Origin of the sequence: Streptomyces sp. NK15101 (assembly GCF_020400725.1) — a bacterium.
Classification (GTDB): Bacteria; Actinomycetota; Actinomycetes; order Streptomycetales; family Streptomycetaceae; genus Streptomyces.
The window spans coordinates 14997-41803 of sequence record NZ_JAINVG010000008.1 but is presented as its reverse complement, the minus strand read 5'-3'; the positions used below and the strand labels follow the sequence as shown (position 1 = coordinate 41803).

22 protein-coding genes are annotated in these 26807 nt (G+C 72.8%); 17 read left to right on the top strand and 5 right to left on the bottom strand.

Going from position 1 to position 26807, the window contains the following annotated elements:
* The first annotated feature begins 226 nt into the window (after nt 1–226).
* The 9 genes from leuS (at nt 227) to K7G60_RS06435 (ending at nt 12384) form a co-directional block, all read left to right on the top strand.
* Nucleotides 227–3100, top strand: a complete 2874-nt coding sequence (leuS, locus tag K7G60_RS06475; protein WP_225799829.1) for a leucine--tRNA ligase — start codon at nt 227–229, stop codon at nt 3098–3100.
* A 123-nt stretch (nt 3101–3223) separates the two neighbouring features.
* The gene (locus K7G60_RS06470) at nt 3224–3904 is read left to right on the top strand and encodes a hypothetical protein (protein ID WP_225799828.1); all 681 of its coding nucleotides are present in this window, start codon (nt 3224–3226) and stop codon (nt 3902–3904) included.
* A gap of 151 nt (nt 3905–4055) precedes the next feature.
* A complete protein-coding gene (locus tag K7G60_RS06465) occupies nt 4056–4901 on the top strand; it encodes a DegV family protein (protein ID WP_225799827.1) in 846 nt (281 codons plus the stop codon).
* A 393-nt stretch (nt 4902–5294) separates the two neighbouring features.
* Complete coding sequence (locus K7G60_RS06460) at nt 5295–6062, top strand: ComEA family DNA-binding protein (RefSeq protein ID WP_374115597.1); 768 nt, start codon at nt 5295–5297, stop codon at nt 6060–6062.
* On the top strand, nt 6059–8590 hold the full coding sequence (locus K7G60_RS06455) for a ComEC/Rec2 family competence protein (RefSeq protein ID WP_225799825.1): 2532 nt from the start codon (nt 6059–6061) through the stop codon (nt 8588–8590). The genes K7G60_RS06460 and K7G60_RS06455 overlap by 4 nt, the downstream gene beginning before the upstream one ends.
* Before the next feature lie 67 nt (nt 8591–8657).
* Nucleotides 8658–9278 (top strand): helix-turn-helix domain-containing protein, encoded by a 621-nt coding sequence (locus K7G60_RS06450; RefSeq protein ID WP_225799824.1) that lies wholly within the window; start codon nt 8658–8660, stop codon nt 9276–9278.
* 5 nt (nt 9279–9283) lie between these two features.
* The gene (locus K7G60_RS06445; protein ID WP_225799823.1) at nt 9284–10546 is read left to right on the top strand and encodes an MFS transporter; all 1263 of its coding nucleotides are present in this window, start codon (nt 9284–9286) and stop codon (nt 10544–10546) included.
* Nucleotides 10547–10591: 45 nt separating this feature from the next.
* Nucleotides 10592–11401 carry an arylamine N-acetyltransferase gene (locus K7G60_RS06440; protein ID WP_225799822.1) on the top strand — a complete coding sequence of 270 codons (810 nt, stop codon included), beginning with the start codon at nt 10592–10594 and terminating at the stop codon, nt 11399–11401.
* A gap of 98 nt (nt 11402–11499) precedes the next feature.
* The gene (locus tag K7G60_RS06435) at nt 11500–12384 is read left to right on the top strand and encodes a YceI family protein (RefSeq protein ID WP_225799821.1); all 885 of its coding nucleotides are present in this window, start codon (nt 11500–11502) and stop codon (nt 12382–12384) included.
* A gap of 18 nt (nt 12385–12402) precedes the next feature.
* Here K7G60_RS06435 and K7G60_RS06430 read toward each other — a convergent pair whose 3' ends face one another.
* Nucleotides 12403–12645, bottom strand: coding sequence for a hypothetical protein (locus K7G60_RS06430; protein ID WP_030684879.1), 243 nt, complete (start codon nt 12643–12645; stop codon nt 12403–12405).
* Nucleotides 12646–12707: 62 nt separating this feature from the next.
* Here K7G60_RS06430 and holA point away from each other — a divergent pair, with 62 nt between their 5' ends.
* Nucleotides 12708–13697 carry a DNA polymerase III subunit delta gene (holA, locus tag K7G60_RS06425; RefSeq protein ID WP_225799820.1) on the top strand — a complete coding sequence of 330 codons (990 nt, stop codon included), beginning with the start codon at nt 12708–12710 and terminating at the stop codon, nt 13695–13697.
* A gap of 756 nt (nt 13698–14453) precedes the next feature.
* Here holA and rpsT read toward each other — a convergent pair.
* The gene (gene rpsT / locus K7G60_RS06420) at nt 14454–14720 is read right to left on the bottom strand and encodes a 30S ribosomal protein S20 (protein ID WP_225799819.1); all 267 of its coding nucleotides are present in this window, start codon (nt 14718–14720) and stop codon (nt 14454–14456) included.
* Between the two features lie 185 nt (nt 14721–14905).
* On the opposite strand from rpsT, the gene lepA reads away from it, so the two are divergent.
* The 3 genes from lepA to hemW all read left to right on the top strand — a co-directional run bounded on the left by lepA (nt 14906) and on the right by hemW (nt 20128).
* Entirely contained in the window at nt 14906–16771 is a 1866-nt protein-coding gene (lepA, locus tag K7G60_RS06415; RefSeq protein WP_225799818.1) for a translation elongation factor 4, read from the top strand.
* Between the two features lie 198 nt (nt 16772–16969).
* Nucleotides 16970–18847: a long-chain fatty acid--CoA ligase gene (locus K7G60_RS06410; protein ID WP_225799817.1), complete on the top strand. Its 1878-nt coding sequence runs from the start codon at nt 16970–16972 to the stop codon at nt 18845–18847.
* A gap of 39 nt (nt 18848–18886) precedes the next feature.
* The gene (hemW, locus tag K7G60_RS06405; protein WP_225799816.1) at nt 18887–20128 is read left to right on the top strand and encodes a radical SAM family heme chaperone HemW; all 1242 of its coding nucleotides are present in this window, start codon (nt 18887–18889) and stop codon (nt 20126–20128) included.
* Nucleotides 20129–20572: 444 nt separating this feature from the next.
* On the opposite strand, the gene K7G60_RS06400 is transcribed toward hemW, so the two are convergent.
* Together K7G60_RS06400 and K7G60_RS06395 are read right to left on the bottom strand one after the other, a co-directional pair.
* Nucleotides 20573–21379, bottom strand: coding sequence for a DUF3097 domain-containing protein (locus K7G60_RS06400; protein ID WP_225799815.1), 807 nt, complete (start codon nt 21377–21379; stop codon nt 20573–20575).
* Between the two features lie 69 nt (nt 21380–21448).
* Nucleotides 21449–22177, bottom strand: coding sequence for an MBL fold metallo-hydrolase (locus tag K7G60_RS06395; protein WP_225799814.1), 729 nt, complete (start codon nt 22175–22177; stop codon nt 21449–21451).
* A gap of 148 nt (nt 22178–22325) precedes the next feature.
* Here K7G60_RS06395 and hrcA point away from each other — a divergent pair, with 148 nt between their 5' ends.
* The 4 genes from hrcA (at nt 22326) to K7G60_RS06375 (ending at nt 26381) form a co-directional block, all read left to right on the top strand.
* Complete coding sequence (gene hrcA / locus K7G60_RS06390; protein ID WP_030684865.1) at nt 22326–23345, top strand: heat-inducible transcriptional repressor HrcA; 1020 nt, start codon at nt 22326–22328, stop codon at nt 23343–23345.
* Nucleotides 23346–24485: a molecular chaperone DnaJ gene (gene dnaJ, locus K7G60_RS06385; RefSeq protein WP_093876158.1), complete on the top strand. Its 1140-nt coding sequence runs from the start codon at nt 23346–23348 to the stop codon at nt 24483–24485.
* Between the two features lie 73 nt (nt 24486–24558).
* Nucleotides 24559–25641, top strand: a complete 1083-nt coding sequence (locus tag K7G60_RS06380) for a nitronate monooxygenase (RefSeq protein WP_225799813.1) — start codon at nt 24559–24561, stop codon at nt 25639–25641.
* On the top strand, nt 25638–26381 hold the full coding sequence (locus K7G60_RS06375) for a 16S rRNA (uracil(1498)-N(3))-methyltransferase (protein ID WP_225799812.1): 744 nt from the start codon (nt 25638–25640) through the stop codon (nt 26379–26381). The genes K7G60_RS06380 and K7G60_RS06375 overlap by 4 nt, the downstream gene beginning before the upstream one ends.
* On the opposite strand, the gene K7G60_RS06370 is transcribed toward K7G60_RS06375, so the two are convergent.
* A complete protein-coding gene (locus tag K7G60_RS06370) occupies nt 26378–26737 on the bottom strand; it encodes a hypothetical protein (RefSeq protein ID WP_225799811.1) in 360 nt (119 codons plus the stop codon). The genes K7G60_RS06375 and K7G60_RS06370 overlap by 4 nt on opposite strands.
* Nucleotides 26738–26807 lie beyond the last annotated feature (70 nt).

The following is a 26807-nucleotide window of genomic DNA, read 5'->3' as shown; positions in this document are numbered from 1 at the left end:
CTTCGCCGCCGCTCCGCGGAACGTCGGTGCGGCCCGCTCGGGCCCTGCGGTACCCTGGCGCCATGCGTGCCGTACGCCTCCTGCTTACCGAGCCGCGCTGACCAGTCCCGACGGGCGACAGACATCCCGTCGGAGTCGGCGCGGCATCCCCTCCTGTGCGAGGGGATTTTTCATTTCGGGCAGTTCGTGGCAGTGGGCAGAGACGATCGATGGAGCATCAAGGACCATGACCGAGATCACTACGGCCGCCGAGACGGCGGCCCCTCATCGCTACACGGCGGCCATGGCCGCCGACATCGAGGCACGCTGGCAGGACTTCTGGGACGCCGAGGGCACCTACGAGGCGCCGAACCCCACCGGTGACCTGGCGGGCGACCCCGCCGTCGCCGCCCTGCCCAAGAAGTTCATCATGGACATGTTCCCGTACCCCTCGGGTGCGGGGCTGCACGTCGGTCACCCGCTGGGCTACATCGCCACGGACGTCTTCGCCCGCCACGCGCGCATGACCGGCCACAACGTGCTGCACACCCTGGGCTTCGACGCCTTCGGCCTGCCGGCCGAGCAGTACGCCGTGCAGACGGGCACGCACCCGCGCGTGTCCACCGAGGCCAACATGGAGAACATGAAGGTCCAGCTGCGCCGGCTGGGCCTGGGCCACGACAAGCGCCGGTCGTTCGCCACGATCGACCCGGAGTACTACAAGTGGACCCAGTGGATCTTCCTGCAGATCTTCAACTCCTGGTACGACGACGAGGCCAAGAAGGCCCGGCCGATCGCCGAGCTGATCGAGCAGTTCGAGAACGGCACGCGTGAGGTCCCCGGCACGCGCGCGTGGAGCGAGCTGAGCGCCGCCGAGCGCTCCGACGTCCTGGGCGAGTACCGCCTGGCGTACGCCTCCGACGCCCCGGTCAACTGGTGCCCCGGCCTGGGCACCGTCCTGGCCAACGAGGAGGTCACCGCCGACGGCCGCTCCGAGCGCGGCAACTTCCCCGTCTTCAAGGCCAAGCTGCGCCAGTGGAACATGCGGATCACCGCCTACGCGGACCGCCTGCTGGACGACCTGGACGCGCTGGACTGGCCCGAGGCCATCAAGCTGCAGCAGCGGAACTGGATCGGCCGCTCCGAGGGCGCCCGCGTCGACTTCCAGGTCGGCGACACCGGAGCCATCACCGTCTTCACCACCCGCCAGGACACCCTGTTCGGCGCCACCTACATGGTCCTGGCGCCCGAGCACGACCTGGTCGAGAAGATCGTCCCGGCCGCCTGGCCCGAGGGCACCCACGAGGTGTGGACCGGCGGTCACGCCACCCCCTCCGAGGCCGTCGACGCCTACCGCAAGCAGGCCGCCTCGAAGTCCGACGTCGAGCGCCAGGCCGAGGCCAAGGACAAGACCGGCGTCTTCACCGGCGCGTACGCGACCAATCCGGTCAGCGGCCGGCAGGTCCCGGTCTTCATCGCCGACTACGTCCTGATGGGCTACGGCACCGGCGCGATCATGGCCGTCCCGGCGCACGACAGCCGCGACTTCGCCTTCGCGCGCGCCTTCGAGCTGCCGATGCGCTGCGTCGTGGAGCCGAGCGACGACCGCGGCACCGACCCGTCGACCTGGGAGGACGCCTTCTCCTCGTACGAGGCGAAGCTGGTCAACTCGGCCAACGACGAGATCTCCCTGGACGGCCTGGGCGTCGTCGACGCCAAGGCGAAGATCACCGCCTGGCTGGCCGACCGCGGCATCGGCGAGGGCACCGTCAACTTCCGTCTGCGCGACTGGCTGTTCAGCCGCCAGCGGTACTGGGGCGAGCCCTTCCCGATCGTCTACGACGAGGACGGCGTCGCCCACTCGCTGCCCGAGTCGATGCTGCCCCTGGAGCTGCCCGAGGTCGAGGACTACTCGCCGCGCACCTTCGACCCCGACGACGCGGACACCCAGCCGGAGACCCCGCTGTCCCGCAACGAGGACTGGGTCAACGTCACCCTGGACCTGGGCGACGGCCGCGGTCCGCGCCGCTACCGGCGCGAGACCAACACCATGCCCAACTGGGCCGGCTCCTGCTGGTACGAGCTGCGCTACCTGGACCCGCACAACTCCGAGAAGCTGGTCGACCCCGCCGTCGAGCAGTACTGGATGGGCCCGCGCGAGGGCATGCCGACCGGCGGCGTCGACCTGTACGTCGGCGGTGCCGAGCACGCCGTGCTGCACCTGCTGTACGCGCGCTTCTGGTCCAAGATCCTGTTCGACCTGGGCCACGTCTCCTCGGCCGAGCCGTTCCACAAGCTCTACAACCAGGGCATGATCCAGGCCTTCGTCTACCGGGACGCGCGCGGCATCGCCGTGCCGGCGGCCGAGGTCGAGGAGCGGGACGGCGCGTTCTACTACCAGGGCGAGAAGGTCAGCCGCGTCCTGGGCAAGATGGGCAAGTCCCTGAAGAACGCGGTCACGCCGGACGAGATCTGCTCCGAGTACGGCGCCGACACCCTGCGCCTGTACGAGATGGCGATGGGCCCGCTGGACGTCTCCCGCCCCTGGGACACGCGCGCGGTGGTCGGCCAGTACCGGCTGCTGCAGCGGCTGTGGCGCAACATCGTCGACGAGGCGACCGGCGAGGTCACGGTCGTCGACACCGCGCCCGACGAGGACACGCTGCGCGCCCTGCACAAGGCGATCGACGGCGTCGCGCAGGACATGGCCGCGATGCGCTTCAACACCGCCATCGCCAAGATCACCGAGCTGAACAACCACCTGACCAAGTCCGGTGGCGCGGTCTCCCGGCCGGTCGCCGAGCAGCTGGTGCTGCTGATCGCCCCGCTGGCCCCGCACATCGCCGAGGAACTGTGGCGCAAGCTGGGCCACACCGACTCGGTCGTCCACCAGGACTTCCCGGTCGCCGACCCGGCCTACGTCGTCGACGAGACCGTGACCTGCGTCGTGCAGATCAAGGGCAAGGTCAAGGCCCGCCTGGAGGTCTCTCCGTCGATCACGGACGCGGAGCTGGAGACGCTGGCGCTGGCCGACCCGCACGTGGTCGCGGCGCTGGGCGGCGCACAGATCCGCAAGGTGATCGTCCGCGCGCCGAAGCTGGTCAACATCGTCGCCGGCTAGCGGCACCCAGGGGTTTCCCCTACGGGCAGGTTGGGGGTTCCGATGGAACCCCCAACCTGCCCGTTCCGTTTAACGTGGAGGAACCACAGCCGTGGGGAATCGACGGACGCCGGAGGGGCACACATGGAAGCCACGATTATCACGATCATGGCGCTGCTCTTCTTGTCCTTCGTGGCACTCGGGGTGTACGTCACCGTGAAGGTCGCGAAGGCCGCCAAGCGCGGTGTCGACCGCACCATCGACCAGGCCCGGCGCACGGTCGAGGACACCACGCTGCGCGCCAAGAGCCTCGGCCAGGCCGGGACCGCGGGTGAGCTCGCCCGACTGCGGCTCTCGCTGCGCACCTCGATGCGCGCCACCCAGGAGGCGCTGCAGGCGGGGGTCGCCGAGGACGCCTCGCTGAAGGAGTCGCTGGACCTCTTCCACCGCCTCAGCGCCCATGGACTCGAACTGGACGCGGACCTCAAGCGCCTGGAGCGGGAGCCCGACCGGGCGTGGGTGGCCGGCCAGCTGCCCGAACTCGCCGCGCGGACCGAGCGGATCACGGGCTCGGCCGACGCGCTGCGCCGCGCCGCCCGGGAGCGGGCGCTGAAGTTCGCCGAGGACGACCTGTCGTCGCTCAGCGCCCAGATCGACGTCGAGGCGGGTGCCCTGCGCCACTGGGCAGACCCGGACACCACGCCGGAACCCGCTCGCGAGACGGGCCCGGGGACCGGTGGAGAACCGTCCGCGATCACGGCGCCCGATCCCCGTCGGCCCGCCTACCCCTGGGAGAAGTCGGCCCGCCCGGAGACCACCACCTGACGGAACGGCCCGGGGCGGCGCCGTGCCGGGGCGGGACCGGGGCCGGATGAAGGACCGCGCGGCCTCGGGCGAAGCCGTGCCGGGCGCGGTGAGTGGTCGGTGAGGGGGGCCGGGCTGCCGTGCGGGAGCCTCGGCGGGTAACCTCCCGCTCATGTCCCGGCATGTCGCGATCGTCACCGATTCCACGGCCTACCTGCCACGCCAGACGAGGGAGCGGCACGCCATCACCACGGTCCCGCTGACCGTCGTCATCGGCGACCGCGCCCTTGAGGAGGGCACCGAGATCTCGGCGAAGGCGCTTGCCGAGGCCTTGCAGAAGCGCCGGTCCGTCACCACCTCGCGGCCGAGCCCCGAGGTCTTCGCCGAGGCCTACCGCGAGGCCGCCGAGGCGGGTGCGAAGGGCGTCGTCTCGCTCCATCTCTCCGCCGAGGTCTCCGGGACCTACGACGCCGCCGTGCTCGCGGCGAAGGACGCCCCCGTGCCCGTGCGGGTGGTGGACACCCGCATGGTCGGCATGGCGCTGGGCTTCTGCGCCCTCGCGGCGGCACAGGTCGTGGAGGCGGGCGGTTCCCTCGACGAGGCGGTCGCGGCGGCCGAGAAGCGTGCCGCGGGAACGTCCGCCTACTTCTACGTCGACACCCTGGACTATCTGCGCAGGGGCGGGCGCATCGGCACCGCGCAGGCCCTGCTGGGTTCCGCGCTGGCGGTGAAGCCGCTCCTCGAACTCGACGGCGGGCGGATCGAACTGCGGGAGAAGGTGCGGACGGCCTCGAAGGCCATCGCGCGCCTGGAGGAGATCGCCGCGGAGCGGGCCGGCTCCGGCTCCGTCGACATCGCCGTGCACCACCTCTCCGCACCGGAGCGGGCCGACGCGCTCGCGGACCGGCTCCAGGAGCGCGTACCGGGAATCGAAGAACTCCAGGTCAGCGAGGTGGGAGCGGTCATCGGCGCCCATACGGGCCCCGGCCTCCTCGCGGTCGTCGTCTCGCCCCGCTGACCCCGGCCGCCCGGCCGCCGGGTCCGTCCGTCCCTCTCAAGGGTGACGGAATTTTCCACAGCGAAGCGCCTGTCCACGGAAGACGGCCGATCTCCGCACAGGTCGGCCGTGATCTCTACCGTCACGGACATGACTCTTCGTACACGCATCGCATCGACCACTTCCAGGACCTCGGGCTCGGCGGGCGCTCCGACGAGCGGGCCCGGCCGGGCATCCGGCTCGGACGCGCGCAGTCGCCCCGGAGGGCGCGGCTCACCCGCCGGACGGGCCCGGAGGCGCGACCGGGTCGGACACGCCCCCGCGGCGCCCGCGGAAGCCGTGCGGCGGCGGGGGGACGCCCTGTTCCCGCCGGTGCCGGTGCCGGTGTCGGTGCCGGTGCCGGAAGTCCGGGAGGTGCCGGAAGCACCGGAGCGTGGTTCCCCACCGGGGGTACGGGAGCGGGTGGCCGCGCTGCTCCGTGACCGGACCCCCGTGTGGGTGCGGACCAGGTGCGGGCTCGAACCGAGGGCGCTGGCCGCGCTGACAGTGGTCCTGCTCGTGGCCGTCGGTCTCGCGGGCGGGTACTTCTGGACCGGTCGGCCGGAGTCGGTGCGCGCTCCCGAACTCGTTCACGCCGCTGTTCCCGTGCCCGCCGTGCCCGCGTCGAGGGGCGGTGCGGGGGAGCCGCCGGGAGCCGCACCGGAGGCGGGGCCCGGGCCGGGGCCGGTGCGGGGGGCCGGGGCTTCCGGGGGGCGGGTCGTCGTCGACGTCGGCGGCAAGGTGCGCAGGCCCGGGGTGCTGACCCTGCCGGCCGGCTCGCGTGTGGCGGACGCCCTGCGGGCTGCGGGTGGGGCGGAGCCCGGCGCGGACCTCACCGGGATCAACCGGGCTCGCGTCCTGTTCGACGGCGAGCAGGTCCTGGTCGGGCTGCCGGGGACACCGGCGGGCGGTCCCGGCCCGGGCGGCGGTGTCGGGGGTGGTGCGCCGGGGGCGCCGCTGAGCCTCAACACGGCCACGGCGGAACAGCTCGACGGCCTCCCGGGTGTGGGGCCCGTACTCGCCCGGCACATCGTCGACCACCGCACGGAGCACGGCGGCTTCCGGTCGGTCGCGGAACTGCGGGAGGTCGACGGCATCGGTGAGCGCCGGTTCGCCGATCTCGAGCCGCTGGTCCGGCCATGAAGCCCGACGAGGGAGCCGGTGAGGAGGGCGGTGCGGGACGACCGTCGTGGCGGGAGGAGGCGACCGATCTCCGGCTGGTTCCCCTCGCGGGCGCGGCCTGGGCGGCGGCGGCCTGTGCCGTGGGCGCCACCGGGTGGTGGACGGTGGCAGGGGTCGCGTTCTGCCTGGTGGGAGCCCTGATCCTGCTGGCACGGGGGCGGGCCAGGAGGCGCGGGGACCCGGGCGGCGGTCGTGGAGCCGCCGCACCAGGGACCGCACCGGGGTGGCGGTCACAGACGACCGCGTGGGCCGGGGTCCTGCTGTGCGCGGCGGCCGGAGCCGCCTCGGCGGGGCTGCACGCGGCGGATCTCCGGCGGGGTCCCGTGCCGGAGCTGGCGCGGGAGTACGCGCGGGCGCGGCTGGAGGTGGCGGTGACCTCCGACCCACGGCTCACCCGCCCCAAGGTCCGGGGCAACGCGATGGCACCGGTCTCGATCGTCCTGGACGGCGAGGTGACCCGGGTCGAGCGGTCGGACGGCTCGGTCCACCGGACCCGGACGCCGGTCCTGCTGATCGTGCCGTCGGGGGAGGGGCGGGAGGAATGGCTGCGCCTCCTCCCCACCACCCGGCTGGGGGTCGGCGCCCGGCTCGCGCCGCCGCTGCTGCCCGGTGAGCCCTTCGCGGCGGTGCTCAAGGTCGACGGGGCCGGTCCTCCGAGGATCGTCGGCCCGCCGAGCACCCTGCAGCGGACGGCGGGCGAGCTGCGCGCCGGGCTGCGGGAGGCGACCGGGAAGCTCGATCCGGACGCGAGGGCCCTGCTGCCAGGACTCGTCGTGGGGGACACCTCCAGGATCGGTCCCGAGCTGCGGGACGCGTTCGAGGCGACCGATCTCACCCACCTCCTGGCGGTCTCCGGCAGCAACCTCACGGTCGTGCTGCTCCTGCTCGTCGGACGGCCCGGGCGGGCGCACCGGGTGGAGCGGGGCGGGCTCGCGCCGAGGATCGGGCTGTCGCTGCGGGGCACGGCGCTGGCCGGGGGAGGGCTGACGCTCGCGTTCGTGGTCGTCTGCCGGCCCGACCCGAGCGTGCTGCGTGCCGCGGCCTGCGGTCTGGTGGCGTTGCTCGCGATCGGTACCGGACGGCGGAGATCGCTGATCCCCGCGCTGGCCGCAGCCGTCCTCGTCCTGGTGCTCTACGACCCCTGGCTCGCCCGGAGTTACGGCTTCCTGCTCTCGGTCCTGGCGACCGGGGCGCTGCTGACGATCGCCCCGCGCTGGAGCGAGGCGCTGCGGCGGCGCGGGGTACCCGGCCGGGCGGCGGAGGCGCTGGGCGCGGCCCTGGCGGCGCAGGCGGTGTGCGCGCCGGTCGTGGCGGTGTTCGCCGCCCGGGTGAGTCTGGTCGCCGTCCCGGCGAACCTCTTCGCCGAGCTCGCGGTGGCGCCGGCGACGGTGTGCGGATTCGCCACGCTCGCCCTGGCGGCGGTCTGGATGCCCGCGGCGGAGGGGCTGGCATGGGTGGCGGGATGGCCGGCCGGGTGGCTCGCGCGGGTGGCCCGTACGGGCGCCGCGCTGCCGGGGGCGGAGCTGGCCTGGCCCGGCGGGTGGTGGGGCGGCCTCGCGCTGGCGCTGCTCACGGCGCTGGTGGTGCTCGGGGTGCGGAAGCTGCCGTACCGGGGTGTGGTCGGCGCGCTCGTCGCCGGGCTGCTCCTGCTCGTGGTGGTGCGGCCGGCGCCGCTGGCCCGGTGGGCCACGGGGTGGCCGCCGCCGGGCTGGGTTTTCGCGATGTGCCAGGTGGGGCAGGGGGACGCGACGGTGCTGGCGGCGGGCGGGGACTCCGCCGTCGTGGTGGACGCGGGGCCCGACCCCGTGCCGGTGGACCGCTGCCTGCGTGAACTCGGGGTGCGGAGGGTGCCGTTGGTGGTGCTCACCCACTTCCACGCCGACCATGTGGCCGGCCTTCCCGGCGTGCTGCGGGGGAGGGCGGTGGGTGCGATCCAGACCACGGGGCTCGAAGAGCCGCCCGGCCAGGCGGCGTTCGTGCGGCGGACCGCGGCCGCGGCAGGGGTGCCGCTGATCCGCGCGGGCCCGGGCGAGCGGCGGAGGATCGGGGCCCTGGAGTGGCGGGTGCTCTGGCCGTGGGCCGGCGCCGGCGGGAACGGTGCCTCCGGGGCGTCCGCCGACGGGCCCAACGACGCCAGTGTCACGCTGCTCGTCCGCACCGCCGGAGGGCTGAGCCTGCTGCTCCTCGGGGATCTGGAGCCACCGGCCCAGCGGGCGTTGACGGGGCTGCATCCGGGACTCGGGCCGGTGGACGTGCTCAAGGTCGCCCATCACGGCTCCGCGCACCAGGACCCCGGTCTGATGCGGGCGGTGCGGCCGAGGCTCGCGCTCGTGTCGGCGGGGCGCGACAACCCGTACGGCCATCCCTCGCCCCGGACGCTGGGGGCGCTGAGGGCGGGCGGCGCGCGGGTGCTGCGGACCGACCGGGACGGGGCCGTCGCGGTGGTGGGGGCGGGGCGCGACCTCGTGGCCGTGCCGGAAGGGAGGTGAGGACGCTGCCGGAGAACCTTGTAAAGAAATCCTTGTAAAGAAGTCTTTCTAAAGATACCTTTTCGGCATGCCGGAGAGCAGGGAAACCCAGTCCGGGGGCGAGCAGCCCCGCAGCATCCGACTCACCGACCCCCGCGCCCTGCGGGCCTACGCCCATCCGCTGCGGATGTCGCTGGTGGGCCTGCTGCGCAGCAGCGGTCCTTTCACCGCCACCCGGGCCGCCGAGCTGACCGGCGAATCCGTGGCCAGCTGCTCCTACCACCTGCGGATACTCGCCAAGTACGGGCTGGTGGAGGAGGCGCCCGGCGGGCGGGGGCGGGAGAAGCCCTGGCGGGCCACCGCCCGGTACACGGAGTGGCCGGACCACAGCGAGGACGCGGCGGTCGCCGAGGCGGCCGACGCGCTCGGCGCCGCCGTCATCGAGCGCTACTTCGAGCGGGTCACCCGGGCCCTGGAGAACCGGCACCGGCTGCCGAAGGAGTGGCGGGAGGCGGAGGAGTTCGGCGACTCCCTGCTCCACCTCACCCCCGAGGAACTGACCGGCCTCGGCGAGCGGATCGGCGAGCTGCTCCGGCCCTACGAGGCCCGCACCTCCGACCCCTCTCTCAGGCCCGCGGGCGCCCGGCCCGTCAGCATCCTGCGGATCGCCTACCTGGACCAGGAAATCCCCGACGGCGAAGAGGAGTGAACGAGATGGCCCTCGTGGAACGCGTACCGGCGCTGCTGCGCGAGCGGACCTTCCGCCGCTACTGGACCGGGCAGACCGTCTCCCTCGTCGGGGACCAGATCTCGCTCCTCGCGATCCCGCTCGCGGCCGTCCTGGTCCTCGGCGCCGACGCCACGGCGATGGGCCTGCTCAAGACGGCCGAACTCCTGCCCGCGCTCCTGCTCAACCTGCCGCTCGGCGCCTGGGCCGACCGTCAGGCCGGTCGCCGGCGCGCCATGATCGCGGCCGACCTCGGACGGGCGGCGCTCATCCTGACCCTGCCCGTCGCCCACGCGCTGGACGCGCTGACGCTCGGCCAGCTGTACGCGGTGGCCTTCGGGGTCGGCGCGCTCACCGTGCTCTTCGAGGTCTGCAACGTCACGCTGTTCGTCGCGCTCGTCCCCACCGAGCGCTACGTCCAGGCGAACTCGCTGGTCAACGGCAGCCGTTCGATGGCCTGGCTCGCCGGACCCGGGGCCGGAGGGCTGCTCGTGCAGCTCCTCACCGCCCCCTTCGCGCTCGTCGCGGACGCCCTCACCTATCTGGTGTCGGCCGGGTACCTGGCCCGGATCAAGCCGGTCGAACCCGCTCCGGCGCCCGTGGCCAAGGGGCACTTCACCGAGGGGCTGCGCTGGGTGGTGCGGGAGCGTTCGATGCGCGCGCTGTTCGCGGCCTCCGGCACGATCCAGTTCTTCAACTACATGTTCCACACCGTGTTCGTGCTCTACGCCACCACCCGGCTCGGCATCGGCGCGGGCCTGCTCGGCCTCGTGCTCGCGGCCGGAGCCGTGGGCGGTCTCCTCGGGGCGGTGTGGAGCGGGGCGGTCGTCCGGCGGATCGGCGTCGGCGCCTCGCTCGTCGCCGGCTTCCTCGGATTCACCCTCCCCCTGCTCCTGATACCCCTGGCGGACGGGCCGCTTCCGCTGGTGGTGGGAGTGCTGTTCGCCGCGGAGTTCCTCTCCTGCCTCGGGGTGATGCTCGCCGACATCGCCGCGGGATCGTTCCAGATGGCGCTGATACCCGACGCCGTACGGGCCAGGGTCATGGGCGCGTACCGGACGCTCAACCACGGTTTCCGTCCGCTCGGCGCACTCGTCGGAGGCCTGCTCGGCACCGCGATCGGGCTGCGCCCCACGTTGTGGATCGCCACCGCCGGGGCCGTCCTCGCCGTACTCTGGCTGCTGCCCTCGCCGCTGCCGCGGATGCGGGAACTGCCCTTGAGGGAAGGGGAGTCCGTGCCCGTCGGATAGGGAATCGGGGTGAGGCGCGGATCGTCCAGGGGGCAGACTGCCGGTATGACCACACACGAACCTGCCACCATCGACGCCTACCTGCGCCGCATCGGTGCGGAGCGGCCGGAGCGGGCGGACGCCGCCGCGCTGCGTGAGCTGCATCTGCTCCATCTGCGGACCGTGCCCTTCGAGAACCTCTCGATCCACCTCGGCGAGCCCGTCGTCCTCGACGAGAAGGCGCTTCTCGACAAGGTGGTCGGTGCCCGCAGGGGCGGCTTCTGCTACGAGGTCAACACGGCGTTCGCCGTCCTGCTGCGGGGGCTCGGCTACGAGGTCGCGCTGCTCCAGGGGCGGGTCATCGGGCCGGACGGGAAGCCGGGCATCCCGTACGACCACATGGCGCTGCTGGTGGAGACGGCGGAGGGGGAGCGGTGGCTGGCCGACGTCGGGTTCGGCGACCACAGTCACCATCCGCTGGCCTTCGACGCGCGCGACGACCAGCAGGACCCGGGCGGGGTCTTCCGGATCGTGGAGACCGCGGAAGGCGATCTGGACGTGCTGCGGGACGGGAAGCCGCAGTACCGGCTGGAGCGGCGGCCGCGGGAGCTCGCCGACTTCACGGCGGGCGCCTGGTACCACCAGACCTCGCCCGACTCGCACTTTCCGCGGTCCCTCATCTGCTCCCGGCTCACCGAGGACGGCCGGATCACGCTCAGCGCGCCGAAGCTGATCATCCGCACCGGAGGCGAGCGCGAGGAGCGGATCCTCGGTGGTGAGGACGAGGTGAGGGACGCGTACCGGGAGCTGTTCGGCATCGAGCTCGACGTGCTGCCGGCCGTACGAAGCGGAACCCTCAATTCGGACCCTCGGTAACACTTGCCTCCACTCGCCCCGTTTGCCTCGAACGCCTCAACGGTGATCGAATGCGACTTCGTTGCACAGTGAACGAGTCGCACGGGGGTGCGTGAAGAATGTTCGATCGTCTCTTCGGGAAGCGTGCGGCGGGAGCCTCGCGCGGCGGTCCGCTCGCCGGTCTCTCCGTCCCCTCCTCGGCGGGCGTGCTCAGCTGCCGGGTGCTCGACCCCGTGCACGAACCCGTCCGGCAGGCCGAGTTCCTCGTCAGCGACACGGCGGGCCGCAAGGTCATGGCCGGCGAGACCGACCCGTACGGCACGGTCCTCGCGACCGTCCCGGCGGGCGAGTACCGGGTCGCCGTCACCTCCGAGGGCTACACGCCCTACCACGGCGCCGCCGTCGTCGCCGAGGGCGAGCACCAGGGCCTCGGCGACGTCCTGCTCCAGGTCGCACCCCAGCCCCAGCTCCCGGAGCCCGGCGACTGGGAGATCGACCCCGCGCACTCGCAGATCGGCTTCACGGCGCGCCACATCGGCCTCGCCCGGATCCACGGACGGTTCAACAGCTTCGCGGGCGCGGTCCGGATCGCCGAGCGCATGGAGCACTCCGCGATGCACGTCGTCATCGACGCGGCCTCCATCGACACCGGAGTGCAGATGCGCGACGACCACCTGCGCTCCGGCGACTTCCTCGACGTCGGCGCCTACCCGACGCTGGAGTTCTTCAGCGAGCGCTTCGTCCACCGGGGCGGCAGCCGCTGGGCCGTCACCGGAGCGCTCACCCTCCACGGAGTGAGCCGCACGGTGACCCTGGACACCCAGTACCTGGGCCTCGGGAACGGCCTGGAGGGCGAGACCCGGGGCGCCTGCCGGGCCACCACCGAGCTGCACCGGGAGGACTTCACCCTCACCTGGCAGACGCTGCTCGCGCGGGGCATAGCGGCGGTCGGGTCCAGCATCAGCATCGAGCTCGACGTCCAGATCGTTCCCAAGAAGGGCTGACGGGCGGACCCGGCGGTCCTACGGGGCCTCCAGCCAGCCCTCGTACTCGGCGGCCAGCGCGTCCAGCGCCGCCGGGTCGAGGCGGGCGTCCGGGTCCTCGACGACCACCAGCCACTGCGCGTCCTCGGCGTCGTCCTCCCCGGCCAGGGCGTCCCGTACGAGCTGCGGCTCCTCGGCCACGCCGAAACGGTCGGGGAGCTCTCCGGCGACCTCCTCGGCGGCGTCGCGGTCGGGCAGTACCAGTACGTGTCGTTCACTCACCCCGCCATTCTCGTCCCCTTCCCGGGCAGCGGTGTCAGTGGCCCGTGGGATGCTGGACCGCGATGGCCACCAGAAAGACTTCCCCCGACGACCTCCTCGGCCCCGTGACGCTCGCCGTGGGACAGGAGGACCTGCTCCTCGACCGAGCCGTCCAGGAGGTGGTGGCGGCCGCGCGGGCCGCCGACGCCGACACGGACGTGCGCGACCTCACCCCCGACCAGCTCCAGCCCGGGGCGCTGGCGGAGCTCACCAGCCCCTCGCTCTTCGCCGAGCGCAAGGTGCTGGTCGTGCGGAACGCGCAGGACCTCTCCGCCGACACGGTCAAGGACGTCAAGGCGTACCTGGACGACCCGATCGAGGACATCTCGCTCGTCCTGCTCCACGCCGGCGGCGCCAAGGGCAAGGGGCTGCTCGACGCGGCGCGCAAGGCGGGGGCCCGGGAGGTCGCCTGCCCGAAGACGACGAAGCCGGCGGAGCGGCTGACGTTCGTACGGCAGGAGTTCCGGGCGCTGGGCCGTTCGGCCACGCCGGAGGCCTGCCAGGCGCTCGTGGACGCGATCGGCAGTGATCTGCGGGAGCTCGCGTCCGCCGTCTCGCAGCTCACGTCCGACGTGGACGGGACGATCGACGAGGCCGTCGTCGGGCGGTACTACACGGGCCGCGCCGAGGCGTCCTCCTTCAACGTCGCGGACCGCGCCGTCGAGGGGCGCGCCGCCGAGGCCCTGGAGGCCCTGCGCTGGTCGCTCTCGACCGGGGTCGCGCCCGTGCTCATCACCAGCGCGCTGGCCCAGGGCGTACGGGCGATCGGCAAGCTCTCCTCGGCGCGGGGCGGGCGGCCCGCCGACCTGGCGCGGGAGCTGGGCATGCCGCCCTGGAAGATCGACCGCGTGCGGCAGCAGATGCGCGGCTGGACCCCGGACGGGGTGTCGCTGGCCCTGCGGGCGATCGCGGAGGCGGACGCGGGGGTGAAGGGCGGGGGCGACGACCCGGAGTACGCCCTGGAGAAGGCGGTGGTCGCGGTGGCGCGGGCGGCGAGGATGCGGCGGGCCTGACGGCCGAGCGGTGGGCGGTCCGGGGGGCGGGGCGGGCTTGGCGGTCGGCGGTGCGGGCCTGATGGTCAGCGGTGCGGGGTGGGCGGGGGTGTGCTGTCTGGTGCGGGGCGGTTCGCGGCCGGTGTGCGAGCGGATCCCCCGCCCCGCCCCGCCCCTTCCCGAAACCCCGCCGGGGGCTGGTGGGGCTGAGGCCCGTCTCCTCCGGGGCTCCGCTCCCGACCCCGCCGGATTCCCAGGGCCGGACGGCAGCTTCCCGCCACCGACGCCGGGCCCCGACGGCTCGCACCGCCTGGTGGTCCCGCGGCTGCTTCGCGGCGGTGATTCCGGTTCCGGCGGCTCGCGCCACCGGCTCCGGGTCCCGCGGCCGCGCCGTCCGGCAACCCTGTCGCTGCTCCGTGCGGTCGGCCCCGGGGCCCGGCTGCTCGTGCCGTCCGATGGGTCTTGCGGCTGCTTCGCGCCGTCGGCTCCGGGCCGAAGCCGTGCCGTCCGGTGGTCCTGCCCGCTGCGTCCTGCCGTGCGTCCTGCCGTTCGGTTCGGCTTTTCAGGTGCGTGGGCGTGGGTGCTCGTCGGGGATCTGCGGGAGTGGGTACGGCGAAGGCCCCGGCGGCTCCTGGGGAAGGAGGCGGCGGGGCCTTCGGCGTGTATCTGGTGGGCTCGCACCCGCGTGGCGAACGCGTCCGCGCGCGAGTCCTGGGTGGCCGGGCGGGAGCGGGGTAGAGGGCCCGCTGAGTCCCGTACGGCCGATCACATCAGAGCTCAGCCCTGGAGGGAGGCGACCTTGAGAGCCAGCGCCGACTTCTTGTTGGCGGCGGCGTTCTTGTGGATGACACCCTTCGAGACAGCCTTGTCGAGCTGACGCGAGGCGGCGCGAGTGGCAACGGTGGCCTTCTCGAGGTCGCCGGCGGCGACAGCCTCACGGGCCTTGCGGATCGCGGTCTTGAGCGAGGACTTGACGGCCTTGTTGCGCAGGCGCGCCTTCTCGTTCGTCTTGTTCCGCTTGATCTGGGACTTGATGTTCGCCACGAAAAGAGCCTTTACAGGTTCGATGTTCCTTCTGGATGCGCCCCGCAGCTGAGAGGGCATGCGAGACACAGCTGTCCACAGTATCAGCCACCCTCGGAGCCGCCCAAACCGGGCGCCGGGCGCCGGGCATGGGACCATGGTGTCTACGTATCCGTTCTGAACATCGCCCGAGACGAGATCCCTGCGTGCCCGCGACTCCTACCAACGTGCCCGAGCCGAGCCGTACCGACCCGGCTCTGATCCGCAACTTCTGCATCATCGCGCACATCGACCACGGCAAGTCCACTCTTGCCGACCGGATGCTCCAGCTGACCGGTGTGGTCGACCAGCGGCAGATGCGTGCCCAGTATCTCGACCGCATGGACATCGAGCGGGAGCGCGGCATCACGATCAAGTCCCAGGCGGTCCGGCTGCCGTGGGCGCCGACCGAGGGGCCGGCTCAGGGCAACACACACATCCTGAACATGATCGACACCCCCGGGCACGTCGACTTCACCTATGAGGTCTCGCGCTCGCTGGCCGCCTGCGAGGGCACGATCCTGCTCGTGGACGCGGCCCAGGGCATCGAGGCGCAGACCCTCGCGAACCTGTACCTCGCGATGGAGAACGACCTCACGATCGTTCCCGTGCTCAACAAGATCGACCTCCCGGCCGCCCAGCCGGAGAAGTTCGCCGACGAGCTGGCCAACCTCATCGGCTGCCAGCCGGAGGACGTCCTCAAGGTCTCCGCGAAGACCGGCATGGGCGTCGAGGCGCTGCTCGACCGTGTCGTCCGGGACATCCCGGCCCCGGTCGGCGTCGCCGACGCCCCCGCCCGCGCGATGATCTTCGACTCCGTGTACGACTCGTACCGGGGCGTCGTGACCTATGTGCGTGTCGTCGACGGACAGCTCAACAAGCGCGAGCGCATCCGGATGATGTCGACCGGCGCCACCCACGAGCTCCTCGAGATCGGTGTCTCGTCGCCCGAGATGACGTCGTCCGACGGCCTCGGCGTCGGCGAGGTGGGCTACATCATCACCGGTGTGAAGGACGTCCGGCAGTCCAAGGTCGGTGACACGATCACCTCGCAGAACCAGGGCGCCACCGAGCCCCTCGGCGGCTACAAGGACCCGAAGCCGATGGTCTTCTCGGGCCTCTACCCGCTGGACGGCTCGGAGTACCCGGACCTCCGCGAGGCCCTCGACAAGCTGCAGCTCAACGACGCCGCGCTGGTCTACGAGCCGGAGACCTCCGCCGCGCTCGGCTTCGGCTTCCGCGTCGGCTTCCTCGGCCTCCTCCACCTCGACGTGATCCGTGAGCGGCTCGAGCGCGAGTTCGGGCTCGACCTGATCGCCACCGCGCCGAACGTGGTCTACCGCGTCGTGATGGAGGACGGCAGCGAGCACACCGTCACCAACCCGAGCGAGTTCCCCGAGGGCAAGATCAGCGACGTGTTCGAGCCCGTCGTGCGCGCCACGATCCTCGCCCCGAGCGAGTTCATCGGCTCGATCATGGAGCTCTGCCAGACCCGTCGCGGCACGCTGATCGGCATGGACTACCTCTCCGAGGACCGGGTCGAGATCCGCTACACCCTGCCCCTCGCCGAGATCGTCTTCGACTTCTTCGACCAGCTGAAGTCCAAGACGCGCGGTTACGCCTCCCTCGACTACGAGCCCACCGGCGAGCAGGCCTCCAGCCTGGTCAAGGTCGACATCCTGCTGCACGGCGACAAGGTGGACGCCTTCTCGGCCGTCACCCACAAGGACGCCGCGTACGCCTACGGTGTCCGGCTCGTCGCCAAGCTGCGCGAGCTCATCCCGCGGCAGGCCTTCGAGGTGCCCATCCAGGCCGCCATCGGCTCCCGGGTCATCGCCCGCGAGACCATCCGCGCCATCCGGAAGGACGTCCTCGCCAAGTGCTACGGCGGTGACATCTCCCGTAAGCGGAAGCTGCTGGAGAAGCAGAAGGAAGGCAAGAAGCGCATGAAGATGGTCGGCTCGGTGGAGGTGCCGCAGGAGGCCTTCATCGCCGTCCTGTCGAGCGACGAGTCCTCCGGCAAGAAGAAGTAGCCGGCCGGCCGTGACCGGCTGCCCTGTGCGACGAATCGGGCCCACGCGCCATGCGCGCGTGGGCCCGTTCGTTATGAAGCGACGCCCTGCGGGGCCTTACGCGCCGGTCCTCGGGCCTTTACTCTGATCCCGGCTCGAAGGTTACTCGCCAGTTAGTTACGAACCACCAGCAGGCACCGCCGCCGCCCGGAGGACGTCGTGAGCGACACACAGACCCAGATCGAGAACCGGCCGCCCTCCGTGGCGACCCTCTTCCTTGAGCGCGTCGAGCGGACCCCGGACGCGGAGGCCTACCGCTACCCGGTCCCCGCCCCCACCGGCGCCGGCCCGGACGACTGGAAGTCACTCAGCTGGGGGCAGGCCGCCGAGCGGGTCTACGCGATCGCCGCGGGCCTCGTCGACCTCGGCGTCCAGGCCGAGGAGCGCGTCGCCCTCGCCTCCTCCACCCGGGTCGAGTGGATCCTCTCCGACCTCGGCGTGATGTGCGCGGGCGCCGCGACCACCACGGTCTACCCGCAGACCAACGCCGAGGAATCGGCGTTCATCCTCTCCGACTCCGGGTCGAGGGTCCTCATCGCCGAGGACGCGGCCCAGCTGGCCAAGGCCGTCGAGCGCCGCGCCGACCTGCCGAACCTCCGCCACGTGGTCGTCATCGACGCCACCGGCGTGGAGGGCGACGGCGACTTCGTCCTCTCCCTCGCGGACCTCGAGGCGCGCGGCAAGGCCTACCTGGCGGAGCACCCCGGGGCGGTCAAGGAGCGGGTCGCCGCGATCACCTCCACGCAGCTCGCCACGCTCATCTACACCTCCGGCACCACCGGCCGTCCCAAGGGCGTCCGCCTCCCGCACGACAACTGGTCGTACATGGCCAAGGCCATCGCCGCCACCGGCCTCGTCACCCAGGACGACGTCCAGTACCTGTGGCTGCCGCTCGCCCACGTCTTCGGCAAGGTCCTCACCTCCGGCCAGATCGAGGTCGGCCACGTCACCGCCGTCGACGGCCGCGTCGACAAGATCATCGAGAACCTTCCGGTGGTCCAGCCGACCTACATGGCGGCCGTCCCCCGCATCTTCGAGAAGGTCTACAACGGGGTCGCCGCCAAGGCCCGCGCGGGCGGCGGCGCCAAGTACAAGATCTTCCAGTGGGCGGCCGGCGTCGCCCGCGAGTACGCCAAGGCCACCCAGGACAACTTCCGCCGCACCGGCACCGCCTCCGCGCCCTTCGGCCTCTCCGCCAAGCACAAGGTCGCCGACGCCCTCGTCTACGGCAAGATCCGCGAGGCCTTCGGCGGCAACCTGCGCGCCTGCATCTCCGGCTCCGCCGCCCTCGCCCCCGAGATCGGCTACTTCTTCGCCGGCGCCGGCATCCACATCCTGGAGGGTTACGGCCTCACCGAGTCCTCCGCGGCCTCCTTCGTCAACCCGGGCGAGGCCTACCGCACCGGCACCGTCGGCAAGCCGCTCCCCGGCACCGAGGTCCGGATCGCCGACGACGGCGAGATCCTGCTGCGCGGCCCCGGCATCATGGAGGGCTACCACGGCCTGCCGGAGAAGACCTCCGAGGTCCTGGAGTCCGACGGCTGGTTCCACACCGGCGACATCGGCGAGCTGTCCGCCGACGGCTACCTCCGGATCACCGACCGGAAGAAGGACCTGATCAAGACGTCCGGCGGCAAGTACATCGCGCCGGCCGAGGTCGAGGGCCAGTTCAAGGCCGTCTGCCCGTTCGTCTCGAACATCCTCGTCCACGGCGCCGACCGGAACTTCTGCACCGCCCTCATCGCCCTCGACGAGCCCTCCCTCCTCGGCTGGGCCGCCGAGCACGGCCTCGGCGGCAAGTCGTACGCGGAGGTCGTCGCCGACCCGCGGACCGAGAAGCTGATCCAGGGCTACGTCGACCGCCTCAACGAGGGCCTCCAGCGCTGGCAGACGATCAAGAAGTTCCGCCTGCTGCCCCGCGACCTCGACATCGAGCACGGCGAGCTCACCCCGTCCCTGAAGCTGAAGCGACCGGTCGTCGAGCGGGAGTACAAGGACCTCATCGAGGAGATGTACACGGGCTCCCGCGAGGCCTGAGCGACCGCGCAGGACCTTCACCCCGGGCAGTACGGGACAATGGGGCTCATGCCTTCCGTACTGCCCGATGGTGAGTCCGTTCCCGACGACGGGGCGCTGCCCCCGCACGCCCTCGAAGGGGCCGGGGAGCGGCCGCTCGGGTTCTACCTGCACGTGCCGTACTGCGCGACGCGCTGCGGCTACTGCGACTTCAACACGTACACGGCGAGCGAGCTGCGCGGCACGGGCGGTGTGCTCGCCTCCCGCGACAACTACGCCGAGCAGGTCGTCGAGGAGATCCGCCTCGCCCGGAAGGTCCTCGGCGACGACCCCCGGCCCGTGCGGACCGTCTTCGTCGGCGGCGGCACCCCGACGCTCCTCGCCGCCGGGGACCTCGTGCGGATGCTCGGGGCCGTCCGGGACGAGTTCGGGCTCGCGGACGACGCCGAGGTGACGACGGAGGCCAACCCGGACTCCGTCGACCCCGCCTACCTCGCCGAGCTGCGCGCCGGCGGCTTCAACCGGATCTCCTTCGGCATGCAGAGCGCCCGGCAGCACGTCCTGAAGGTCCTCGACCGCACGCACACCCCGGGGCGGCCCGAGGCGTGCGTCGGCGAGGCGCGGGCCGCCGGGTTCGAGCACGTCAACCTCGACCTCATCTACGGCACCCCCGGCGAGTCCGACGACGACTGGCGGGCCTCGCTGGAAGCGGCGATCGGCGCGGGGCCCGACCACGTGAGCGCCTACGCCCTGATCGTCGAGGAGGGCACGCAGCTCGCCCGGCGCATCCGGCGCGGCGAGGTGCCCATGACCGACGACGACGTCCACGCCGACCGGTACCTGATCGCGGACTCCGTCCTGACCGAGGCCGGATTCCAGTGGTACGAGGTCTCCAACTGGGCCACCTCCGAGGCCGGCCGCTGCCTCCACAACGAGCTGTACTGGCGCGGGGCCGACTGGTGGGGGGCCGGGCCGGGCGCGCACTCGCACGTGGGGGGCGTGCGGTGGTGGAACGTGAAGCATCCCGGCGCGTACGCCGCGGCGCTCGCGGACGGCCGGTCCCCGGGTGCCGGGCGGGAGCTGCTGTCGGACGAGGACCGGCGAGTGGAGCGGGTGCTCCTCGAGCTGCGGCTGCGGGAGGGGGTCGAGCTGTCGGTCCTCAAGCCGGCGGGGCTGGCCGCATCCCGGAAGGCCCTCCAGGACGGACTCCTCGCGCCCGAGCCGTACGCGGGCGGGCGGGCGGTCCTGACGCTGCGGGGGCGGTTGCTCGCGGACGCGGTGGTGCGGGACCTGGTCGACTGAAGCGGCGCGGTCCACGCCCTTCCGCGACGGACGGCCGCCCCGCCGGGGCGGTGCCCACCCCTGTTGCAGGCGGTCGCTCTGCCGGGCGGCGCCCACCCCCGTTGTGGGCGGTCGTTCCGCCGGGGCAAGGGGTCCCCCTGCTCGAGTGGAGCCGAGAGCTTGGGGGAGGGTGGGCACAACGGACGGCGTCCTTGCCGGGCCCAGGCTCCCGCGCCTGAACCCGCACCGGATGCGCGCCGCACATAGGGTGCGGGTCCAGGCGCGGAACGCGGGGGCGCCGCTATGGGCGCCGTCCCGTGTGCCCACCCGTCCCGCCCAGCGGGACGATTGCCCACACGGGCGGGAGCGCGGCCCGCACGGGCCGGGGCGGGCACCGGCCCCGCCGGGTGCGGCGCCCGCACGGCGGGTGGGCGGGGGCGCCGTCCCGCCGGGTGTTGCGCTTCGCTACGGCGCCGTCACGAAGTCGATCAGTTCTTCCACCCGGCCCAGCAGCGCCGGCTCCAGGTCCTTGTAGGAGTGGACGCGCTCGAGGATCGCCCGCCAGACCGCGCCCGTGTTGTCCGAGGGCCAGCCCAGGGCGCGGCAGACGCCCGTCTTCCAGTCCTGGCCGCGGGGGACCGCCGGCCAGGCCGGGATGCCGAGGGAGGACGGTTTCACGGCCTCCCAGACGTCGACGTACGGGTGGCCGACGACCAGGACGTCCGGGGAGGTCACCTGCGCGGCGATCCTCGACTCCTTCGAGCCGGGGACCAGGTGGTCCACCAGGACGCCGAGCCGGGCGTCCGGCCCCGGGGCGAACTCCGCGACGATCGCCGGCAGGTCGTCGACGCCCTCCAGGTACTCCACGACCACGCCCTCGATCCGCAGGTCGTCGCCCCAGACCCGCTCCACGAGCTCCGCGTCGTGGCGGCCTTCGACGTAGATCCGGCCCGCCCGTGCCACGCGCGCGCGTGCGCCCGGGACCGCGATCGAGCCGGAGGCCGTACGGGTGGGGCGCGCCGGACCGCCGGCCGCCGGGCGGACCAGGGTCACGACCTTGCCCTCCAGGAGGAAGCCGCGCGGCTCCAGCGGGAAGACGCGGTGCTTGCCGAAGCGGTCCTCCAGGGTCACCGTGCCCGCCTCGCAGCGGATCACCGCCCCGCAGAAGCCCGTGGCGACCTCCTCGACGACCAGGTCGTGCTCCGCCGGGACCTCGGGCGCGGGCGCCGACTTCTTCCAGGGCGGAGTCAGGTCCGGGTTGTAGCTACGCATGGGTTCCGTTCTGTCCCGTACAGCCGAGGCGGCGTCAGGTTCGGTTCGTGGCCGCGCATTCGGGCGACGTTATGACACCTCGAAGCGGCGTGCCAGTTCATCGCGCTGTGCCCGGACGAACGCGGCGTCCACCACCGCTCCGTGGCCCGGTACGTACGCCGCCTCCTCGCCGCCCAGGGCGAGCAGCCGGTCCAGGGCGTCCGGCCAGCGGGACGGGATCGCGTCCGGACCCGCCTGCGGCTCGCCCGACTCCTCCACCAGGTCCCCGCAGAAGACGATCTCGCGCCGGCCGGGGACGAAGAGCGCCAGGTCGTGGCCCGTGTGGCCGGGACCCACGTTCGCCAGGAGGACCTGGCGGCCGCCCAGGTCGAGCGTCCACTCGCCCGTGACCACGTGCCGGGGGGCCACCAGGGCGTCCGTCGCCTCCGTCGCCGCCCGCGGGTCGACCCCCTGCCGCACCGCGTCCCCGTACAGCTCCTCCCGGGCCCTGGCCCCGCTCATGAGCTCGTCCGAGCCCACCGCGCCGAAGACCTCCGCCCCGGCGAAGGCCGCCGTGCCGAGGACGTGGTCGAAGTGGGGGTGGCTGAGTGCGATGTGCGTCACCTTCCGGCCGCCCGTGAGCGCGGCCACCTGTGCCCGCAGCTCGGCGCCCTCCGCGAGCGTGGACCCCGTGTCGTACAGCAGAACCGCCCGTGTGCCCAGGACCAGGCCCACCGTGGCGTCCCAGCCGGGCAGCCGCCGCCGGCCCACTCCGTCCTCGAGCCGCTCCCATCCGTGCGCTTCCCAATCCATGTCCATGGGGCGACGCTAACCGGTGCGGGCGCCGCCTCCTTGCCAGGAGCGATGCCCGCCGCCGTACACTGACCGGGGGATCGCTGGCACTCGGACAGGGCGAGTGCCAAAAGCGGAGCAACCGGAACGACGTCGCCAGCTGGAGGTGCGCACGATGCTCAGCGAACGCAGACTCGAGGTCCTGCGCGCCATCGTCCAGGACTACGTCGGGACGGAGGAGCCCGTCGGCTCCAAGGCGCTCACCGAGCGCCACAAGCTCGGCGTGTCGCCCGCCACCGTCCGCAACGACATGGCGGTCCTGGAGGAGGAGGGGTACATCGCCCAGCCTCACACCAGCGCCGGCCGGATCCCGACCGACAAGGGCTACCGCCTCTTCGTCGACCGGCTCGCCGGCGTCAAGCCGCTGTCGACGCCCGAGCGGCGGGCCATCCACAACTTCCTCGACGGAGCCGTCGACCTCGACGACGTCGTCGGGCGCACGGTGCGACTGCTCGCCCAGCTGACCCGCCAGGTCGCCGTCGTCCAGTACCCCTCGCTGACCCGCTCGACCGTCCGGCACGTGGAGCTGCTCTCGCTGGCCCCCGCACGCCTGATGCTCGTCCTCATCACGGACACCGGCCGGGTCGAGCAGCGCGTCGTCGACTGCCCCGCGCCCTTCGGCGAGACCTCGCTCGCCGACCTGAGGGCCCGGCTCAACAGCCGGGTCGTCGGCCGTCGGTTCGCCGACGTGCCGCAGCTGGTGCAGGACCTCCCCGAGTCCTTCGAGGAGGCCGAGGACCGCGCCACGGTCTCGACCGTGCTCGCGACCCTCCTCGAAACGCTCGTCGAGGAGCACGAGGAGCGGCTGATGATCGGCGGCACCGCCAATCTCGCCCGCTTCGGACACGACTTCCCCCTGATGATCAGGCCCGTCCTGGAAGCCCTGGAGGAGCAGGTCGTGCTCCTCAAGCTGCTCGGCGAGGCCAAGGAATCGGGCATGACCGTACGGATCGGGCACGAGAACGCCCACGAGGGGCTGAGCTCCACGTCCGTCGTCTCGGTCGGCTACGGTTCGGGCGGCGAGGCAGTCGCCAAACTCGGCGTGGTCGGACCGACCCGCATGGACTACCCCGGAACGATGGGAGCGGTACGCGCAGTGGCACGTTACGTCGGACAGATCCTGGCGGAGTCGTAAGTGGCCACGGACTACTACGCCGTACTCGGCGTGCGCCGCGACGCGTCCCAGGACGAGATCAAGAAGGCCTTCCGGAGGCTCGCGCGCGAGCTGCACCCGGACGTCAATCCCGATCCGAAGACGCAGGAACGCTTCAAGGAGATCAACGCCGCCTACGAGGTCCTCTCGGACCCGCAGAAGAAGCAGGTCTACGACCTCGGCGGCGACCCGCTCTCGGCCTCCGGCGGCGGTGGCGCGGGCGGCGGCTTCGGAGCGGGCGGCTTCGGCAACTTCTCCGACATCATGGACGCCTTCTTCGGCACGGCCTCGCAGCGCGGCCCGCGCTCGCGGACCCGCCGGGGCCAGGACGCCATGATCCGGCTGGAGATCGACCTCAACGAGGCGGCCTTCGGCACCACCAAGGACATCCAGGTCGACACGGCCGTCGTCTGCACCACCTGTTCGGGTGAGGGCGCCGCGCCCGGCACCTCCGCGCAGACCTGTGACATGTGCCGCGGCCGCGGCGAGGTCTCCCAGGTCACCCGGTCCTTCCTCGGCCAGGTCATGACCTCCCGCCCCTGCCCGCAGTGCCAGGGCTTCGGCACGGTCGTCCCGACCCCGTGCCCCGAGTGCGCCGGCGACGGCCGCGTGCGGTCCCGCCGTACGCTCACGGTCAAGATCCCGGCCGGTGTCGACAACGGCACCCGCATCCAGCTCGCGGGCGAGGGCGAGGTCGGCCCCGGCGGCGGCCCCGCCGGCGACCTGTACGTCGAGATCCACGAGACCCCGCACGAGGTCTTCCAGCGGCGCGGCGACGACCTGCACTGCACGGTCACCATCCCGATGACGGCGGGCGCGCTCGGCACCAAGGTGCCGCTGCAGACCCTGGACGGCGTCGAGGAGATCGACATCCGCCCGGGCACGCAGTCCGGCCAGTCGATCCCGCTCCACGGGCGCGGCGTCACGCACCTGCGGGGCAACGGGCGCGGCGACCTGATCGTGCACGTCGAGGTGACGACCCCGAGCAAGCTCGACGCCGAGCAGGAGCGCCTCCTGCGCGAACTGGCCAAGCTGCGCGGCGAGGAGCGCCCCACCGGGCAGTTCCAGCCGGGGCAGCAGGGTCTGTTCTCGCGGCTCAAGGACGCGTTCAACGGGCGGTAGGCCCGATGAAGGGGCGGCACTCCGGTGCCGCCCCTTTTCCTGTGGCCCCTCGGGGGCATGACACGATGCCCATATGTCCACCACCGCACTGAACGATCTCTCTCGGTTCCCGATCGTGCAGGCCCCCATGGCGGGTGGCGCCTCCTGTCCCGAGCTCGTCGGGGCCGTCTGCGAGGCCGGGGCGCTCGGTTTCCTCGCCGGCGGGTACAAGACGGCCGGAGGCCTGTACCAGGAGATCAAGCGGGTGCGCGGGCTCACCGCACGCCCCTTCGGGGTCAACCTCTTCCTGCCGCCGGACGGGCGGCCCGCCGATCCCGCAGCCGTCGACGTCTACCGCCACCAGCTCGCGGGCGAGGCCACCTGGTACGACACCCCGCTCGGCGAGACCGACGACTCCCGCGACGACGCCTACGACGCCAAGCTGGCCATCCTCCTGGAGGACCCGGTTCCCGTCGTCTCCTTCACCTTCGGCTGTCCGGCGAAGGAGACCTTCCACGCCTTCGACCGCGCCGGCACGTACACGATCGTCACCGTCACCTCCGCCGAGGAGGCCCTCGTCGCGCAGCGGGCCGGCGCCGACGCCGTCTGCGTCCAGGGCGTCGAGGCCGGCGGCCACCAGGGAACGTACCGCGACGATCCGGCCGACGAAGGCGCCCCCGGCACCGGGCTCCTCACCCTCGTCACCGAGGTCCGTGAGGCCGTCGCGCTGCCGATCGTCGCCGCCGGCGGCATCATGCGCGGCGCGCAGATCGCGGCCGTCCTCGCCGCCGGGGCCGAGGCCGCCCAGCTCGGCACCGCCTTCCTCTGCTGCCCCGAGTCGGGCGCCCACCCGCTGCACAAGCAGGCCCTGACGGACCCGCTGTTCACCCGGACCGCCCTCACCCGGGCCTTCTCCGGGCGCCCCGCGCGCGGCCTCGTCAACCGATTCATGCGCGAGCACGGGCCGTACGCCCCCGCCGCCTACCCCGAGATCCACCACCTCACCGCCCCGCTCCGCAAGGCCGCCGCCACCGCCGGCGACGCCCAGGGCATGGCCCTGTGGGCCGGCCAGGGCCACCGCCTCGCCCGGGAACTCCCCGCCGGGCAGCTGGTCGAGGTGCTGGCCGCCGAACTCGACACCGCCCTCTCCGGGCCGGCCTTCAGGAGCGCCTCATGACCGCACCCGTCTTCGTCGTCGACACCGTCCCCGGTGCCGGGAGCTTCCTCCTGGACGGGCCCGAGGGGCGGCACGCCGTCTCCGTGAAGCGGCTGCGTGCCGGGGAGGAGCTGGTCCTCGCCGACGGGCGGGGCCGCTGGGCCGAGTGCGTGGTGGTCTCCGCCGAGGGCAAGGACGAGCTCACCGTGCGGGTCGACGAGGTCCACGAGGACCCCGAGGAGGAGCCGCGCGTCACGGTCGTCCAGGCCCTTCCCAAGGGCGACCGGGGCGAACTCGCCGTCGAGACCATGACGGAGACCGGCGTGGACGCGATCGTGCCGTGGGCCGCCTCCCGCTGCATCACCCAGTGGAAGGGCGACCGGGGCCTCAAGGCGCTCGCCAAGTGGCGGTCCACCGCGCGCGAGGCCGGCAAGCAGTCGCGCCGGACCCGCTTCCCCGAGGTCGCCGACCTCATGACGACCAAGCAGGTCGCCGCCCTCCTCGCGGGCGCCGACTTCGCGGCCGTCCTGCACGAGGACCGTGATCACCCCAGCGGGACGCTCGCCACCGCCGAACTCCCGGCCAAGGGCTCGATCGTGCTCGTCGTCGGCCCCGAGGGCGGGGTCTCCCCGGACGAGCTCGCCGCCTTCGAGGCCGCCGGGGCGAAGCCGTACCGCCTCGGCCGCAGCGTCCTGCGCACCTCCACGGCCGGTACGGCGGCCACGGCCCTGGTCCTGGGGCGCACGGGCCGCTGGAGCTAGCCCCCCGCGGGAGCCGTCAGGGCGTCGTAGAGGGGCCAGGCGTCCTCCTCGCGGACGCCGTGGGCGGTGGGGAGGAGGCCGCGGGCCGCGGCCTCCCCCAGGAACCGGCGTACGACACCGGGCTCGTTCAGGTTCAGGACGTCGCCGCCGGTCGAGGCCACGTCGCCCAGGCCGAAGGGATATCCGGCCACGATGCGGCCCGGCCCGTCCCGGAAGACGAGACGGAGCTGCGCGTGGCGGTGCTCCGCGCGGCGCAGCGAGAGCACGGTCCGGCAGTCGGGGTGCCGGTGCCGGACGTTCCAGAGCCACACGGTGCCGTCCACGGTCAGCCTGCGCGGTGCGCCTTCCCGTCTCATGCCGTGCACCCTACGTCCCGGACCCTGCCGAACCCGGTGGACGGCGACCCCCGGACGCTCCTTAGGCTGA

Bases quoted from the DNA above. Each gene is read 5' to 3' on its own strand.
- leuS (WP_225799829.1), top strand. From the start codon at position 227: ATGACCGAGATCACTACGGCCGCCGAGACGGCGGCCCCTCATCGCTAC.
- K7G60_RS06470 (WP_225799828.1), top strand. From the start codon at position 3,224: ATGGAAGCCACGATTATCACGATCATGGCGCTGCTCTTCTTGTCCTTC.
- K7G60_RS06465 (WP_225799827.1), top strand. From the start codon at position 4,056: ATGTCCCGGCATGTCGCGATCGTCACCGATTCCACGGCCTACCTGCCA.
- K7G60_RS06455 (WP_225799825.1), top strand. From the start codon at position 6,059: ATGAAGCCCGACGAGGGAGCCGGTGAGGAGGGCGGTGCGGGACGACCG.
- K7G60_RS06450 (WP_225799824.1), top strand. From the start codon at position 8,658: ATGCCGGAGAGCAGGGAAACCCAGTCCGGGGGCGAGCAGCCCCGCAGC.
- K7G60_RS06445 (WP_225799823.1), top strand. From the start codon at position 9,284: ATGGCCCTCGTGGAACGCGTACCGGCGCTGCTGCGCGAGCGGACCTTC.
- K7G60_RS06440 (WP_225799822.1), top strand. From the start codon at position 10,592: ATGACCACACACGAACCTGCCACCATCGACGCCTACCTGCGCCGCATC.
- K7G60_RS06435 (WP_225799821.1), top strand. From the start codon at position 11,500: ATGTTCGATCGTCTCTTCGGGAAGCGTGCGGCGGGAGCCTCGCGCGGC.
- holA (WP_225799820.1), top strand. From the start codon at position 12,708: ATGGCCACCAGAAAGACTTCCCCCGACGACCTCCTCGGCCCCGTGACG.
- hemW (WP_225799816.1), top strand. From the start codon at position 18,887: ATGGGGCTCATGCCTTCCGTACTGCCCGATGGTGAGTCCGTTCCCGAC.
- K7G60_RS06400 (WP_225799815.1), bottom strand. From the start codon at position 21,379: ATGCGTAGCTACAACCCGGACCTGACTCCGCCCTGGAAGAAGTCGGCG.
- K7G60_RS06395 (WP_225799814.1), bottom strand. From the start codon at position 22,177: ATGGACATGGATTGGGAAGCGCACGGATGGGAGCGGCTCGAGGACGGA.
- hrcA (WP_030684865.1), top strand. From the start codon at position 22,326: ATGCTCAGCGAACGCAGACTCGAGGTCCTGCGCGCCATCGTCCAGGAC.
- K7G60_RS06380 (WP_225799813.1), top strand. From the start codon at position 24,559: ATGTCCACCACCGCACTGAACGATCTCTCTCGGTTCCCGATCGTGCAG.
- K7G60_RS06375 (WP_225799812.1), top strand. From the start codon at position 25,638: ATGACCGCACCCGTCTTCGTCGTCGACACCGTCCCCGGTGCCGGGAGC.
- K7G60_RS06370 (WP_225799811.1), bottom strand. From the start codon at position 26,737: ATGAGACGGGAAGGCGCACCGCGCAGGCTGACCGTGGACGGCACCGTG.